This window comes from Curtobacterium salicis (assembly GCF_011759505.1).
GTDB classification, from domain to species: domain Bacteria; phylum Actinomycetota; class Actinomycetes; order Actinomycetales; family Microbacteriaceae; genus Curtobacterium; species Curtobacterium salicis.
The window spans coordinates 52,200-67,106 of the sequence record NZ_JAAOYO010000002.1 but is presented as its reverse complement, the minus strand read 5'-3'; the positions used below and the strand labels follow the sequence as shown (position 1 = coordinate 67,106).

The 14,907-nt window shown below is 70.4% G+C and carries 13 protein-coding genes; 12 read left to right on the top strand and 1 reads right to left on the bottom strand.

All coding sequences use genetic code 11. The annotated features are described in order from the left end of the window. Positions 1 to 2 precede the first annotated feature (2 nt). From E9228_RS04680 to dapF, 11 genes are all read left to right on the top strand, one after another. Positions 3 to 1,679, top strand: a complete 1,677-nt coding sequence (locus E9228_RS04680; protein WP_166779466.1) for a ribonuclease J — start codon at positions 3 to 5, stop codon at positions 1,677 to 1,679. Between the two features lie 102 nt (positions 1,680 to 1,781). Next, complete coding sequence (locus tag E9228_RS04675; protein ID WP_166779465.1) at positions 1,782 to 4,772, top strand: FtsK/SpoIIIE family DNA translocase; 2,991 nt, start codon at positions 1,782 to 1,784, stop codon at positions 4,770 to 4,772. 4 nt (positions 4,773 to 4,776) lie between these two features. Then, on the top strand, positions 4,777 to 5,409 hold the full coding sequence (gene pgsA, locus E9228_RS04670) for a CDP-diacylglycerol--glycerol-3-phosphate 3-phosphatidyltransferase (RefSeq protein ID WP_166779464.1): 633 nt from the start codon (positions 4,777 to 4,779) through the stop codon (positions 5,407 to 5,409). Positions 5,410 to 5,462: 53 nt separating this feature from the next. Then, a complete protein-coding gene (locus tag E9228_RS04665; RefSeq protein WP_166780114.1) occupies positions 5,463 to 5,960 on the top strand; it encodes a nicotinamide-nucleotide amidohydrolase family protein in 498 nt (165 codons plus the stop codon). A 155-nt stretch (positions 5,961 to 6,115) separates the two neighbouring features. Then, a complete protein-coding gene (locus E9228_RS04660) occupies positions 6,116 to 6,424 on the top strand; it encodes a helix-turn-helix domain-containing protein (RefSeq protein ID WP_110823882.1) in 309 nt (102 codons plus the stop codon). Between the two features lie 70 nt (positions 6,425 to 6,494). Then, the gene (locus E9228_RS04655) at positions 6,495 to 6,719 is read left to right on the top strand and encodes a DUF3046 domain-containing protein (protein ID WP_166779463.1); all 225 of its coding nucleotides are present in this window, start codon (positions 6,495 to 6,497) and stop codon (positions 6,717 to 6,719) included. Between the two features lie 275 nt (positions 6,720 to 6,994). Further along, complete coding sequence (gene recA, locus E9228_RS04650; protein WP_110904761.1) at positions 6,995 to 8,047, top strand: recombinase RecA; 1,053 nt, start codon at positions 6,995 to 6,997, stop codon at positions 8,045 to 8,047. A 233-nt stretch (positions 8,048 to 8,280) separates the two neighbouring features. Next, on the top strand, positions 8,281 to 8,976 hold the full coding sequence (locus E9228_RS04645) for a RecX family transcriptional regulator (protein ID WP_166779462.1): 696 nt from the start codon (positions 8,281 to 8,283) through the stop codon (positions 8,974 to 8,976). A gap of 129 nt (positions 8,977 to 9,105) precedes the next feature. Continuing rightward, complete coding sequence (miaB, locus tag E9228_RS04640) at positions 9,106 to 10,620, top strand: tRNA (N6-isopentenyl adenosine(37)-C2)-methylthiotransferase MiaB (protein ID WP_166779461.1); 1,515 nt, start codon at positions 9,106 to 9,108, stop codon at positions 10,618 to 10,620. Continuing rightward, the gene (miaA, locus tag E9228_RS04635) at positions 10,607 to 11,557 is read left to right on the top strand and encodes a tRNA (adenosine(37)-N6)-dimethylallyltransferase MiaA (RefSeq protein WP_341849770.1); all 951 of its coding nucleotides are present in this window, start codon (positions 10,607 to 10,609) and stop codon (positions 11,555 to 11,557) included. Before miaB ends, miaA begins: the two co-directional genes overlap by 14 nt. Next, positions 11,554 to 12,444 carry a diaminopimelate epimerase gene (gene dapF, locus E9228_RS04630; RefSeq protein WP_166779460.1) on the top strand — a complete coding sequence of 297 codons (891 nt, stop codon included), beginning with the start codon at positions 11,554 to 11,556 and terminating at the stop codon, positions 12,442 to 12,444. The genes miaA and dapF overlap by 4 nt, the downstream gene beginning before the upstream one ends. A gap of 169 nt (positions 12,445 to 12,613) precedes the next feature. Here dapF and E9228_RS04625 read toward each other — a convergent pair whose 3' ends face one another. Continuing rightward, on the bottom strand, positions 12,614 to 13,225 hold the full coding sequence (locus tag E9228_RS04625; RefSeq protein ID WP_166779459.1) for a class I SAM-dependent methyltransferase: 612 nt from the start codon (positions 13,223 to 13,225) through the stop codon (positions 12,614 to 12,616). A gap of 61 nt (positions 13,226 to 13,286) precedes the next feature. Between E9228_RS04625 and hflX the strand changes: the two genes are divergently transcribed. Next, entirely contained in the window at positions 13,287 to 14,831 is a 1,545-nt protein-coding gene (gene hflX / locus E9228_RS04620) for a GTPase HflX (protein ID WP_166779458.1), read from the top strand. Positions 14,832 to 14,907 lie beyond the last annotated feature (76 nt).

Below are 14,907 nucleotides of genomic sequence, written 5' to 3'. Positions count from 1 at the left end.
GAATGCCCACACAGATCTCGACTCCCCAGCCGCTCGAACCCGGAACCCTCCGAGTCATCCCCGTCGGGGGACTCGGCGAGATCGGTCGCAACATGACCGTGTACGAGTTCGAGGGCAAGATCCTCATCGTCGACGCCGGCGTGCTCTTCCCCGAGGAGCACCAGCCCGGTGTCGACCTGATCCTGCCGGACTTCGCGCCGATCCGGGACCGCCTCGACGACGTCCTCGGAGTCGTGCTCACGCACGGGCACGAGGACCACATCGGCGCCGTCCCGTACCTGCTGAAGCTCCGCGGTGACATCCCCCTGATCGGCTCCACGCTGACCCTCGCGCTCGTCGAGGCGAAGCTCAAGGAACACCGGATCAAGCCGTACACGTTGAACGTCGCCGAGGACCAGACCGAGCAGATCGGACCGTTCCACCTCGAGTTCGTCGCGGTGAACCACTCGATCCCGGACGCCCTCGCCGTCGCCATCACCACCCCGGCCGGCCGCGTGCTGCACACGGGTGACTTCAAGATGGACCAGCTGCCGCTGGACGACCGGATCACCGACCTCCGCGCCTTCGCCCGTCTCGGCGAGCTCGGCGTCGACCTGTTCCTGCCGGACTCGACGAACGCCGACGTGCCGGGCTTCACCGCTCCGGAGCGCGACATCGGCCCGGTGCTCGAGAACATCATCACGAAGGCCCGCAAGAAGGTCGTCGTGGCGAGCTTCTCGTCGCACGTGCACCGCGTGCAGCAGGTCCTCGACGCCGCCGCGGCCGCGAACCGCAAGGTCGCGTTCATGGGCCGCTCGATGATCCGCAACATGACGATCGCCGCCGAGCTCGGGTACCTCCGCGTGCCGGAGAACGTGCTCATCGACACGAAGAAGGCGAAGAACGTCCCCGACGACCAGATCGTCTACATGTCGACGGGGTCCCAGGGCGAGCCGATGGCGGTCCTGGCCCGCATGGCGAACCTCGAGCACCAGATCGAGATCGGCGAGGGCGACACGGTCATCCTCGCGTCGTCGCTGATCCCGGGCAACGAGAACGCCGTCTACCGCGTCATCGACGGTCTCACCAAGCTCGGCGCCAAGGTCGTGCACAAGGGCAACGCGAAGGTGCACGTCTCCGGACACGCCTCCGCCGGCGAGCTGCTCTACTGCTACAACATCCTGCGTCCGCGCAACGTGATGCCCGTGCACGGCGAGCACCGCCACCTGTTCGCGAACGCCGACCTGGCGATCCAGACGGGTGTCCCGCCGCGCAACGTCATCCTGGGTGAGGACGGCACGGTCGTCGACCTCAAGGACGGCCAGGTCACGGTCGCCGGACAGCTCGACATCGCGTACGTCTACGTCGACGGCTCCACGGTCGGCGAGATCACCGACGCCGACCTCAAGGACCGCCGGGTCCTCGCCGAAGAGGGCTTCATCACCGTCTTCTGCGCCGTCGACTTCACGACCGGCCAGTGCGTCATCGGCCCGGAGATCCAGTCGCGCGGCTTCGCCGAGGACGACTCGGTCTTCGACGACGTGCGTCCGCAGATCGCGAAGGCCCTCGCCGACGCCGCCGGCAACGGCACGCGCGACGCGCACGCGTTCAGCCAGGTCGTCCGCCGCACGGTCGGTCGCTGGGTGAACACGAAGCACCGTCGTCGCCCGATGATCGTGCCGGTGGTCATCGAGGCCTGACGCCTCGCAGATCCGACTGACGGGAGGCCCGTCGCACGTCCGCCACGGACGCTGCGGCGGGCCTCTCGTCCTTCGTCGTCGGCTGGCGTTAGGGTCGTCCCCATGGCCGGAGGCACCAAGTCGACCACGCGCACGCGCGCGTCGTCATCGTCGACCCGTGGAGGCGGGTCGCGCGGGACGTCGCGCACCCAGGCCACGACGAAGAAACTGCCGCAGGCGGCACCGACACCGGTGTTCCGCGAGCAGAACCCGCTCGTGACTGCGTGGCTCGGCATGGCGCACGGCGTCGGGGCGGGCTTCCGCCTGCTCGGCAAGGAGTCGCTCGAGAAGGACCAGCGTCGCGACGGGTTCCCGTTCCTGCTGTTCGTCCTCGCCATCGCCGGCGCGGTCGTGGAGTGGTTGAACCCGACGAACGCCGTCTCGATCGCCCTCGACGCGTACACGTTCGGCGGCCTGTTCGGTCGCCTGGCGTTCGCGCTCCCGGTGATCATGGTCGTGTTCGCCGGGTGGCTCTTCCGGCACCCGGCGTCGGTGCACGACAACACCCGGATCGGCATCGGGCTCGGGCTCATGCTCGTCTCGATCGCGTCGCTCTGCCACGTCTTCGGCGGCCAGCCCAGCGCCGTGGACGGCATGCCGGCCCTCGCCGCAGCCGGCGGCGTGCTCGGCTGGGTCGTCATCGGATGGCTCGTCGCGGTCGCCACCGCCTGGGTCGCCGTTCCCGTCGCGATCGTGCTGCTCGCACTGTCGCTCTTCATCATCACCAAGACGCCGCCGAACAAGCTCGGTCGTCGCTTGCACGAGCTCTACGCCTACCTGTTCGGGGCACCCGGTCCCGCCGCCGAGACCGCCGAGGACGACACCGACGCGGCCGCCGTCGCGACGAAGCCGACCCGGAAGCGCGCTCCGAAGGGGCAGTCGCAGGACTTCCCGCTGTTCGAGGACCTCGGGTTCGACGAGGACGGCGCGCCCGTCGAGCCGGGTGCGGACGAGCACCTGCCGTGGTGGCGCCGCAACAAGTCGGGGCGCGAAGAGGACCCGGCGTACGACAGCCCGGTCATCCCGCCCGCGGGTGCTGCTGCTGCGCCGTCGACCGGAGCTGCCGGGGCGGCGGCCGGGTCCCGCGCTGCCGGTGCAGCCGCCGGCCTCCGCGACCTGACCCCGGCCGAGCCGGAGTCGGTCAACCTCAACGACTCGATCGAGCAGGACGTCGCCGACGACCTCGACCGGGCGGAGCAGGCACTCCGTGACTTCGGCTCGCCCGCGCCCGCCACCCCGACGGAGGCGTTCCGTCCGGACCGCGACGTGGCGGCGGCCGTGGCCACGGGCCTCCCGTCCGGCGGCGCAGCCGTGCCCGCGCCCGCGGTCGCTCCGGTGCCCGTCGCTCCGGTGCCCGTCGTGTCGGGCGAGTCCGACCTCGGCGAGGTCGGGGTCGAGGACGAGCCGGAGGGGCTGCCGGTCGCCGGCACCGACGACCCCGCGCACCCGTACCGCCTGCCGGCCGCCACCACGCTGAGCGCCGGCACGCCGTCGGTCGCCCGCAGTCAGGCGAACGACGAGATCGTCGCCGCGATCACCGGCGTGCTCACCGAGTTCAAGGTCGACGCGAGGGTCACCGGGTTCTCCCGTGGGCCGACGGTCACGCGGTACGAGATCGAGCTCGGCCCGGGCGTCAAGGTCGAGCGCGTCACGGCCCTGTCGAAGAACCTGTCGTACGCCGTCGCCTCCAACGAGGTCCGCATCCTCTCGCCGATCCCCGGCAAGAGTGCGATCGGTGTCGAGATCCCGAACAGCGACCGCGAGATCGTGTCCCTCGGTGACGTGCTGCGCTCGAGCGCTGCCACCAAGTCGAAGCACCCGATGACGATCGGCGTCGGCAAGGACGTCGAGGGCGGCTTCGTCGTGGCGAACCTGGCGAAGATGCCGCACCTGTTGGTCGCCGGCTCCACCGGGTCCGGCAAGTCGGTGTTCATCAACTCGATGATCACCTCGCTGCTGATGCGGGCGAAGCCGTCCGAGGTCCGCATGGTCCTCGTCGACCCGAAGCGCGTCGAGCTCTCGATCTACGCCGGGGTCCCGCACCTGATCACGCCCATCATCACGAACCCGAAGAAGGCGGCCGAAGCGCTGCAGTGGGTCGTGAAGGAGATGGACATGCGCTACGACGACCTGGCGTCCTTCGGGTTCCGCCACGTCGACGACTTCAACAAGGCCGTGCAGAACGAGGAGATCGTGCTGCCCGCCGGCAGCGAGCGGAAGCTCAAGCCGTACCCGTACCTGCTCGTCGTCGTCGACGAGCTCGCGGACCTCATGCTCGTCGCCCCGCGCGACGTCGAGGAGTCGATCGTCCGCATCACCCAGCTCGCCCGAGCCGCCGGCATCCACCTCGTGCTCGCGACCCAGCGTCCGTCCGTCGACGTCATCACCGGCCTCATCAAGGCGAACGTGCCGTCCCGCATCGCGTTCGCGGTGACGAGCGTCACCGACTCCCGGGTCATCCTCGACCAGCCCGGCGCCGACAAGCTCATCGGACAGGGCGACGGACTCTTCCTGCCGATGGGGTCGTCGAAGGCCGTCCGCGTCCAGGGGGCCTGGGTGCAGGAAGGCGAGGTCGCCGAGGTCGTCCAGCACGTCACCCGGCAGGCCCAGCCCGAGTACCGCCAGGACGTCGCGGCCGTGGTCGAGCGCAAGGAGATCGACGCCGACATCGGTGACGACCTGGAGCTGCTCCTCGCGGCGGTCGAGCAGGTCGTCTCGACCCAGTTCGGCTCGACGTCGATGCTGCAGCGGAAGCTCCGTGTCGGCTTCGCCAAGGCCGGGCGCCTCATGGACCTCATGGAGTCCCGCGACATCGTCGGGCCGTCCGAGGGGTCGAAGGCGCGCGACGTGCTCGTCACCGGCGACCAGTTGCCCTCGGTGCTCGCGAGGCTCCGCGGTGAAGAGCCGCCGGCGCCGGCCGCACCGGCACCGAGCGCTGCTGCCGAGCCGGACGACCGGTACGGCAACGACCCGGTCGCCGGCATGACGCGCGGGTACGATGAAGAGGAAGGCGACACCGACGAGGACGCCTGGGGCCTGACGGGCAGGGAGTGAGACCATGACCGCCTCCGACGGCACGACGAACCGGTTCCCGTGGCGCGGCCGGATCCTCCGCAAGGGTCCCGGCCCCGCCTCCACCGCGAACGTCGCCAACATCATCACCGTGGTGCGCATCCTGATGGCGCCGCTGTTCTTCGTCCTGCTCCTGGCGGACGCCGGCACGGACGGGCCGGTCCGGATCTGGGCCGCCGTGCTCTTCGTCGTCGCGATCGTCACGGACAGTGCCGACGGCATCATCGCCCGGCGACAGAACCTGGTGACGGACTTCGGCAAGCTCGTCGACCCGATCGCCGACAAGGTCCTGATCGGTGGAGCGCTCGTCGCCCTGTCGATCCTCGGCGAACTGCCCTGGTACGTGACCGTGCTCATCATGGTGCGCGAGATCGGCATCACGGTCTTCCGGTTCGCCGTGCTGTCCGACCGCGTGATCCCGGCCAGCCGTGGCGGGAAGATCAAGACCGTGCTGCAGGCCGTGGCGATCACCCTCGCGCTGTTCCCGTGGTGGAACCTGGTCGGTGACCTCGCGCACTGGGTCAACGGCATCCTCATGACCGCCGCGTTCGTCGCGACGGTCGCCAGTGGGGTGGACTACCTCGTGCAGGCGTGGAAGCACAACCGGACCGCAGCGTGAGCCTGCCGGTCGACGCGGGGGCCGTCGGCGCTGCTGGTGTCGGGGCCGGTGGGATCGAGGCTGCTGGCGTCGCGCGGGCGCTCGTCGCCGAGCTCACCGAGCGCGGAGAGACCGTCGCGGTGGCGGAGTCGCTGACCGGCGGACTCGTCGTGGCGGAGCTGGTGGGCGTGCCCGGAGCCTCTGCCGTCGTGCGTGGGGGGGTCGTCGCCTACGCGACCCCGGTGAAGGCGTCGGTGCTCGGCGTCGATGCCGACCTGCTCGCCGAACGCGGCGCGGTCGACCCGGAGGTCGCACGACAGATGGCTGCCGGTGTCCGGATCGCGCTGGCGGTCGACGACGTCCCCGCGACCTGGGGAATCAGCACGACGGGTGTCGCCGGACCGGATCCGCAGGACGGCCAGCCGGTCGGCACCGTCTTCATCGGCATCGCCGGTGCTTCCGGCGTGGAAGCGGTGGAACTGCACCTCGACGGGGACCGCAGGGCAATCCGTCGGGCCGTCGTCTCCGAACTCCTGACACGACTGCGATCCAGACTCCAGCGCGTGGAATAGGCGGCGTGACCGTCAGGTTACATCTCACGCAATCTCCAGCAGGACGGCAGCCGTACTGGCTAACATGCTGCAACCGGCAACGTCACTGTTGCCGGAACCCGAGCTCGGTCATCCCGACCGAGCGGGCGCGGAGATGACAGGAAGGAGGAGTTCTCATGGTTCTCGTTCGTCAGGAAATCGGCGATGTGCTGCGGGACTTCCGCTTGCAGAAGGGCCGGACCCTCCGTCAGGTCGCGTCCAAGGCCAGCGTTGCCCTCGGGTACCTCAGCGAGGTCGAGCGTGGTCAGAAAGAGGCCAGCTCGGAGATCCTCGCCTCGGTTGCGGATGCTCTCGACACCCCCATCTCGACCATCATGCGCGAAGTGGGCGACCGCCTCGCGGTGGTCGAAGGACTCACCCGGGTCCCGGACACGCTTCCCGATGAACTCGTCGCCGAGTTCGACAACGACCTCGCGGTGCGCTGACGCCCATCGCATGAACGAACGCCCTCGCCGGTCCGCCGGCGGGGGCGTTCGCCGTTGTTAGGGTGGTCCGATGCGCGTGAGTGAGTTCTGGCGAGCCGTCGACCAGGTGTTCGGGGATGCCTACGGTGCCGTCGTCGCGCGTGACGTCGTGCTCGAGCAGCTCGGCGGGCGTTCCGCAGCGGACGCCCTCGATGCGGGGATCGACGCGCGCACGGTCTGGGAAGCGCTGTGCGACTCGCAGGACGTCCCGGAAGCACGTCGGCACGGACGCGGTCTGCAGGATCCGCGGGACTGACGAGCTCGCCCGTCGGGCCTTCTCGATGGGAACACCTGTTCGGCGTGTCGCTCGAACACGTGTTCGGTCGGTGCTACGTTCCTGCACAGCGACGTTGACCGGATGCTCCATCCACAACCCACGCTCGCCACCGCAGTGATGTCGGTGGGCGGCCGTAGGTTCATGGACATCGGAACACGTCCGAAGCCTTGTCGCAGAACGAGTGGCCTTGCACCATCGGCCGGTCCGGACGCGACAGCCTACAGGCGGCCGTCACCAGCACGAAGGAGCATCCCATGCCATCAGCAGTAGACCGCGAGAAGGCCCTCGAGACCGCACTCGCCCAGATCGACCGTCAGTTCGGCAAGGGTGCCGTGATGCGCCTCGGTACGGACGAGCGTGCTCCGGTCGCCGTCATCCCCACCGGTTCCGTCGCGCTGGACGTCGCGCTCGGGATCGGCGGACTTCCCCGTGGCCGCATCATCGAGATCTACGGCCCGGAGTCCTCCGGCAAGACGACGCTGACGATCCACGCCATCGCCAACGCACAGCGGAACGGCGGCATCGCAGCGTTCATCGACGCCGAGCACGCGCTCGACCCGGAGTACGCCAAGAAGCTCGGCGTGGACATCGACGCGCTCCTGGTCTCGCAGCCGGACACGGCCGAGCAGGCCCTCGAGATCGCCGACATGCTCGTGCGCTCGGGCTCCATCGACCTCATCGTCATCGACTCGGTCGCAGCGCTCGTGCCGCGTGCCGAGATCGAGGGCGAGATGGGTGACTCGCACGTCGGCCTGCAGGCCCGCCTGATGTCCCAGGCGCTCCGCAAGCTCGCCGGTGGGCTCAACCAGACGCAGACCACGATGATCTTCATCAACCAGCTGCGCGAGAAGATCGGTGTGTTCTTCGGTTCGCCGGAGACCACGTCCGGCGGCAAGGCGCTGAAGTTCTACGCGTCCGTCCGCCTCGACATCCGCCGCATCGAAACGCTGAAGACCGGTACCGAAGCCGTCGGCAACCGCACCCGAGTCAAGGTCGTCAAGAACAAGATGGCGCCGCCCTTCAAGCAGGCAGAGTTCGACATCCTCTACGGTGTCGGCATCTCCCGCGAAGGCTCGCTGCTGGACTTCGGCGTCGACCACAACATCGTCAAGAAGTCCGGTGCCTGGTACACCTACGACGGTGACCAGCTCGGGCAGGGCAAGGAGAACTCCCGCGCCTTCCTGATCCAGAACCCCGAGATCGCCGCTGAGATCGAGGGCAAGATCCTCGCCAAGCTCGGTGTCGGCGGGGCGAAGGAAGCAGCACCGGTCGAGTCGATCGCGCCGAAGGTCGCGAAGGGCGCGTGACGGCCGGACACGACGACGAGGACCTCGCACCGGTCACCGACCTGTTCGGAGCGCGGCCCCGTCGGGGTTCGTCGGCCGCGGGTCCGCGTGCCGCGGGCTCGCGCACCGCAGGGCCTGGCGCTGTGGCGCCGCAGTCGGTCGACCCGCAGGGTGAGGCTCCAGGACCAGACGCTGACGGCGGCCCGGAAGCCGACACCGGCCATGACGCCGAGAGTGCCGATGCGGACACCCCGGTGCCGCTGCCGATCCGTGGCGCACAGTCCGAGTGGCTGTCGCCCGTGGTCGGTGACGGTTCCGGTCGGACGGCCCGTGCCGAGCAGAGCGGGTACGACGGGGACGAAGCCGATGCTCCGACGGCGTCGGTCTTCTCGATCACCGGCGGCGAGATCGACCCCGCCGACGCACCGCGGCCGCTCGACGAACAACGTGCCGACGCCGAGCGCATCAGCATGCGGGCACTGAGCCGTCGCGGGGTCAGCACCTCGGAACTCCGGACGATGCTCGTCAAGCAGGACGAGTTCGACCCGGACGTGATCGAGCACGAGATCGAGCGACTGACCCGGGTCGGTCTGCTCGACGACGTGGCGTTGGCCACCGACCTGGTCGACCGGATGCACTCGCGCAAGGGGCTCGGCCGGCAGGCGATCGTCGCCGACCTCCGCCGTCGCGGGATCGACCAGACGTCCATCGATGCCGCGCTCGACGCCGCGGCCGATGACGAGGACGACGAGTTCGTCCGGGCGCTCGACCTCGCCGCCAAGCGAGCCGGTCAGATGCGCGGCCTCGACCGGGCGACGGCCGAACGCCGGCTGTCCGGGTTCCTGATGCGCAAGGGCTACAACGGCGGAGTCGTCCGCGTCGCCGTCGAGCGCGCGCTCGACGGACCCCGGCGCCCGCCGACCGGGGGCGGGACCGTCCGCTTCGAGTGACGCGTGACGCGGGACGAACAACGCGTGAGGAAGGCCGGAGCGGACGCGCTCCGGCCTTCCTCGTCTCCGACGGAATCCGGCCCGCTGAGCCTCCGGCAGCCGTCCGGTCCGGACCTACACTGGACGATCATGGACACCGTCGCCTCGCGCCCGCGTACCTACGAAGTCCGCACGTACGGGTGCCAGATGAACGTGCACGACTCCGAGCGACTGAGCGGCTCCCTCCGCGCCGCCGGGTACGTCGCCGCCGCGTCCTCGGGAACCGGGTCCGAGCACGAGCAGGCCGACGTCGTCGTCATCAACACCTGCGCGGTCCGCGAGAACGCCGACAAGCGGCTCTACGGCAACCTCGGACGCCTGGCGTCGATCAAGCGCGACCACCCGGGGATGCAGATCGCGGTCGGCGGGTGTCTGGCGCAGAAGGACAAGGACGTCATCCTCGAGAAGGCGCCGTGGGTCGACGTGGTGTTCGGCACGCACAACATGGGCTCGTTGCCGGCCCTCCTGGAACGCGCCCGGCACAACGGCGAGGCGCAGCTCGAGATCCTCGAGTCGCTCGAGGTCTTCCCGTCGACGCTGCCGACCAAGCGGGAATCGACGTCCAGCGGCTGGGTGTCGATCTCCGTCGGCTGCAACAACACCTGCACGTTCTGCATCGTCCCGTCCCTCCGCGGCAAGGAGAAGGACCGCCGTCCGGGTGACGTCCTCGCCGAGATCCAGGCGCTCGTCGACGACGGCGCGATCGAGGTCACCCTGCTCGGCCAGAACGTCAACTCCTACGGCGTCGAGTTCGGGGACCGCCAGGCGTTCGGCAAGCTCCTGCGGGCCACCGGACAGATCGCCGGCCTGGAACGTGTGCGCTTCACGAGCCCGCACCCGGCCGCCTTCACCGACGACGTCATCGCCGCGATGGCCGAGACACCGAACGTCATGCCGCAGCTGCACATGCCGCTGCAGTCCGGGTCCGACCGGGTGCTCAAGGCGATGCGCCGTAGCTACCGCAGCGAACGGTTCCTCGGCATCCTCGACCGGGTCCGCGCCGCCATCCCGCACGCAGCGATCTCCACGGACATCATCGTCGGCTTCCCCGGCGAGACGGAGGCCGACTTCCAGGACACGCTGCGGGTCGTCGAGCAGGCCCGCTTCGCGACGGCGTTCACCTTCCAGTACTCGATCCGCCCAGGCACCCCGGCGGCGACGATGGACGAGCAGCTGCCGAAGCAGGTCGTGCAGGAACGGTACGAGCGACTCATCGCCCTGCAGGAACGCATCACCGCCGAGGAGAACGCCGCGCAGGTCGGCCGGACCGTCGAGGTCCTGGTCGCCACGGGCGAGGGCAAGAAGGACGACTCCACGCACCGGCTGTCCGGTCGCGCCGAGGACTCCCGCCTGGTGCACTTCGGCGTCCCGGCCGGTTCCGACGTCCCGCGGCCCGGCGACGTCGTGTCGGTGGAGATCACCCGGTCCGCGCCGCACTTCCTCATCGCCGACTCCGACGCACCGCTCCGCATCCGTCGGACCCGCGCCGGTGACGCCTGGGACACCGCGCAGGCCGAGTCCTGCGGTGTCCCGAGCCCGACCGAGCCCGGCGACGGCCCCCGCCCCGTGTCGCTCGGCCTCCCCACGCTCCGTGTCGGCCGCTGACCTGATCCCCGTCGTCGCAGTCGTCGGGGCGACCGGTACCGGCAAGTCCGAACTCGCGCTCGACATCGCCGAGCGACACCGCTCGCAGGGCCGGCGGGCGGAGATCGTCAACGCGGACGCCATGCAGCTCTACCGCGGCATGGACATCGGCACGGCGAAGGTCCCGGAGTTCGAGCGGCGGGGGATCCCGCACCACCTGCTCGACGTCCTCCGGGTCACCGACGAGGCGAGCGTCGCGGCGTACCAGCGCGATGCCCGAGCCGCCATCGCGGACGTCACGGCGGACGGCGGGGTCGCGGTGTTCGTCGGCGGTAGCGGCCTGTACGTCTCCGCGGTGCTGTTCGACCTCGCGTTCCCGGGCACCGACCCCGTCCTCCGCGAGGAACTCGAACGAGAGCACCGCGAACACGGCCCGAACGTCCTGCTCGAACGCCTCCGGTCCCTGGACCCCGAGGCCGCCGCCGTCATCGACGCGCGGAACCCACGGCGCCTGATCCGCGCCGTCGAGATCGCGAGCCGGTCCGACCGCGTCACCCCGAGCCTCCCGTCCGCCCCGCGGTCGTGGCGACCAGCCCAGGTCCTGCACCTGCGCCGCGACCGGGAGCAGCTCGTCGACGCCCTGCGTGTCCGGGCCGAGCGGATGTTCGCCGACGGGCTCGTCGACGAGGTCGCGCGCCTCCGCGACGAGGGGCTCGAGCAGGGCCCGACGGCCCGCGCCGCGATCGGTTACGCCCAGGCGTTGCAGGTCCTCCGTGGCGAGGTGAGCACCGAGCAGGCGGTCGAGGCGACCAGCATCGCCACGCGCAAGTACGCACGACGGCAGGTCTCGTGGTTCAAGCGGTACACCGACGGCGACACCACACACGTCCGGACCCTCGACGTGACCGGGGCCGGCACCGCAGAGCTGTCCGAGCTGGCCCGTAGGATCGTCCCGTGACCGAGCTGCACTTCACCAAGGGCCACGGGACCGGCAACGACTTCGTCCTGTTCGCCGACCCCGACGCCACGGTCGACCTGACCCCTGATCGCATCCGCGCCATCGCCGACCGTCGGTTCGGCGTCGGCGCCGACGGTGTCATCCGTGCGGTGCGCTCCGACGCGATCCCGGAGGGCCAGGCGATCCTCGCCGAGGACCCCGACGCGACCTGGTTCATGGACTACCACAACGCCGACGGCTCGGTCGCGGAGATGTGCGGCAACGGCATCCGCGTGTTCGCCCGCTACCTCACCGAAGCGGGACTGGTCGACCTCGAACCGGGCCGCACGTTGACGGTCGGCAGCCGGAAGGGCGTCGTCGACATCCAGCGGTCCACCAACGGGTTCGCCGCGGACCTCGGACGGTGGGGCCTCGGCATCGAGGGTGGGGGATCGGACGACGTCCTGGTCCGGGCGAAGGACCTGCCCAACGCGCGTCCCGGCCTGGGCATCGACGTCGGCAACCCGCACGTCGTCGTCGCGGTGGCCAGCGAGGACGAACTCGCCGGCATCGACCTCACCTACATCCCCGTCCTCGACCCGGCACCGGCCTCGGGAGCGAACGTCGAGTTCGTCCTGCCCGGCGACCCGCTCGTGACGGACGGCGTCGGCGAGATCACGATGCGCGTGCACGAGCGTGGCAGCGGCGAGACGCTCTCCTGCGGCACCGGTGCGGTGGCCGCGGCCCTCGCCACGCGGTACTGGGCGGGCGCCTCGGCCCCGAACACCTGGCGGGTCCGCGTCCCGGGCGGGGTCCTCACGGTGCGCATGACGGCGACGGAGGACGGCGAACACGTGTCGCTCGCCGGTCCGGCCGAGCTGGTGTTCTCGGGGGACCTGACGGTCTGAGCCGCGTTCCGCCCGCTGCCCGGCCGGCGGTGGTGGTGCCGGACGGGAGGCCCGGATCACCCGGGCGGACGTCGCCTCGGTGATCCGCGCCTCCAGGCCGCGACCGCGTGACAGGGGACCGTCACCGCGTGACCGGCTGCCCCGCTGCCCCGCTGCCCGGGCTGACCTGTCAGGCCGTTCGATGCACGCGGATGACTCGGAAGCCCTTGTCGGTCGTCGCCCGCGAGACCGTGAAGCCGTCGGCCAGCATCTGCTGCAACCAGCGCTGCAGCGAGTCGCCGCCGAGGTCCTTCGAGACGACCAACCAGGCGTCCCCGCCCACCGCGAGCCGCGGGATCCAGGTGCGGAGGATGTCGTGCAGTTCGTCCTTGCCCACGCGGATGGGCGGGTTCGACCAGATCGTGGCGAACGTCTTGTCCGCCGGGATCTCTGCCGGCGAGCCGACCGTGACGTTGTCCGCACCGGCGGCCGCCGCGTTCGTCCGGGCCAGGTCGAGGACACGCTCGTTGACGTCGACGCCCCACACGTGCGCGTCGGGGGACTGCAGCGCCATCGTGATCGCCAGCGGACCCCAGCCGCAGCCGACGTCGAGCAGGTCCCCGTCCAGGGCCGGAGCGGGGACGTTCTGCAGCAGGACACCCGTGCCGCGGTCGATGCCGTCCGGGCTGAAGACGCCCGCCGCCGTGGTGAGCTCGAGCGTCCGACCGGCGAGCGTCACCCGGATCTGCCGCGGTCGTGCGGCGCTCTCCGGGGTGGCCGAGAAGTAGTGGTCGTTCGCCATGGAAGAACCGTACCGGGAACCCCGTGTGTCCCGAGGCCGCCGGAGGTACCCTGTGGACAGCATGACGGATACCCATCAGCAGGACGAACAGACCATCCACGACGACAGCGCAGACGGTGTCGTCGAACGAGTGCTGCGCAACGCCGACAAGCGCGCCGCCTCTTCCATCTTCGCGCCGGCACAGGCGATCCAGACCCGCTCGATCGACGAGCAGGGCTGGAGCGGCGACGGCGAACAGTACGACCGTGAGGACCGCGCGGCGCTGCGCCGGGTCGGCGGCCTCTCCACCGAGCTCGAGGACGTCACCGAGGTCGAGTACCGGCAGCTCCGGCTCGAGCGGGTCGTCCTGATCGGCGTGTACGCACAGGGCGACGCCTCGGACGCCGAGAACTCCCTCCGCGAGCTGTCGGCCCTCGCCGAGACCGCCGGAGCTGTGGTGCTCGACGGGCTGCTGCAGCGTCGACCGAACCCCGACCCGGCGACCTACCTCGGCAAGGGCAAGGCCCAGGAACTCGCGATGGTCGTCAAGGCCACCGGAGCGGACACGGTCATCGCCGACACCGAGCTGGCACCGTCGCAGCGTCGTGCGCTCGAGGACGTCGTGAAGGTCAAGGTGATCGACCGCACGGCCGTGATCCTCGACATCTTCAGCCAGCACGCCTCCACTCGCGAGGGCAAGGCGCAGGTCGAGCTCGCGCAGCTCCAGTACCTGCTGCCGCGTCTGCGGGGTTGGGGTGAGTCGATGTCCCGGCAGGCCGGTGGTCAGGTCTCCGGCGGTGCGGGCATGGGCTCCCGTGGCCCCGGTGAGACCAAGATGGAGCTCGACCGCCGCAAGATCCACACCCGGATGGCGAAGCTCCGTCGGCAGATCGCCGGGTTCACCCCGGCCCGCGAGGCCAAACGTGCCGAGCGCAACCGCAACGAGGTGCCGAGCGTCGCGATCGCCGGCTACACCAACGCCGGCAAGTCGTCGCTGCTCAACCGCCTGACCAGCGCGGGCGTCCTGGTGCAGAACCAGCTGTTCGCGACGCTGGACTCGACGGTCCGCCGGACGAACACCGCGAAGGGTCGCGAGTTCACCTTCACCGACACCGTCGGGTTCGTCCGCAACCTGCCGCACCAGCTGGTCGAGGCGTTCCGCTCCACCCTCGAGGAGGTCGGCGACGCGGACGTCATCGTGCACGTGGTCGACGGCTCGCACCCGGACCCGGCAGCGCAGCTCGCCACCGTCCGCGAGGTCATCGGTGACGTCGGCGCCCGGGACGTCCCCGAGGTCGTCGTCTTCAACAAGGCCGACCTGGTCGACGACACCCAGCGGATGCTGCTGCTCGGGCTCGCGCCGGACGCCGTGTTCGTCTCGGCCCGCACGGGCGAGGGGATCCCGGACCTGCTCGAGGCGATCGAGGCGCGCCTGCCCGAGCCGGACGTCGAGCTCACGGTCGTGGTGCCGTTCTCACGTGGCGACCTCGTGTCGCACCTGCACGACTCCGGCGCGGTCGAATCGCTCGACTACGTGGAGGAGGGCACGCGACTCCGGGTGCGCGTGTTCCAGCGGGAGGTCGCCGAGCTCGACCCCTACGTGGTCGCGCCCGTCCCGTCCGCCTGACGGTCGGTCTGAAGGACGGGAGGCGCGGTGCCAGCCGGCACCGCGCCTCCCGTCTGTTCGCCCCCGGGCCGAGCCG

Coding starts and splice junctions, on each gene's coding strand:
- E9228_RS04680 (WP_166779466.1), top strand. CDS start 3: ATGCCCACACAGATCTCGACTCCCCAGCCGCTCGAACCCGGAACCCTC.
- E9228_RS04675 (WP_166779465.1), top strand. CDS start 1,782: ATGGCCGGAGGCACCAAGTCGACCACGCGCACGCGCGCGTCGTCATCG.
- pgsA (WP_166779464.1), top strand. CDS start 4,777: ATGACCGCCTCCGACGGCACGACGAACCGGTTCCCGTGGCGCGGCCGG.
- E9228_RS04660 (WP_110823882.1), top strand. CDS start 6,116: ATGGTTCTCGTTCGTCAGGAAATCGGCGATGTGCTGCGGGACTTCCGC.
- E9228_RS04655 (WP_166779463.1), top strand. CDS start 6,495: ATGCGCGTGAGTGAGTTCTGGCGAGCCGTCGACCAGGTGTTCGGGGAT.
- recA (WP_110904761.1), top strand. CDS start 6,995: ATGCCATCAGCAGTAGACCGCGAGAAGGCCCTCGAGACCGCACTCGCC.
- miaB (WP_166779461.1), top strand. CDS start 9,106: ATGGACACCGTCGCCTCGCGCCCGCGTACCTACGAAGTCCGCACGTAC.
- E9228_RS04625 (WP_166779459.1), bottom strand. CDS start 13,225: ATGGCGAACGACCACTACTTCTCGGCCACCCCGGAGAGCGCCGCACGA.
- hflX (WP_166779458.1), top strand. CDS start 13,287: ATGACGGATACCCATCAGCAGGACGAACAGACCATCCACGACGACAGC.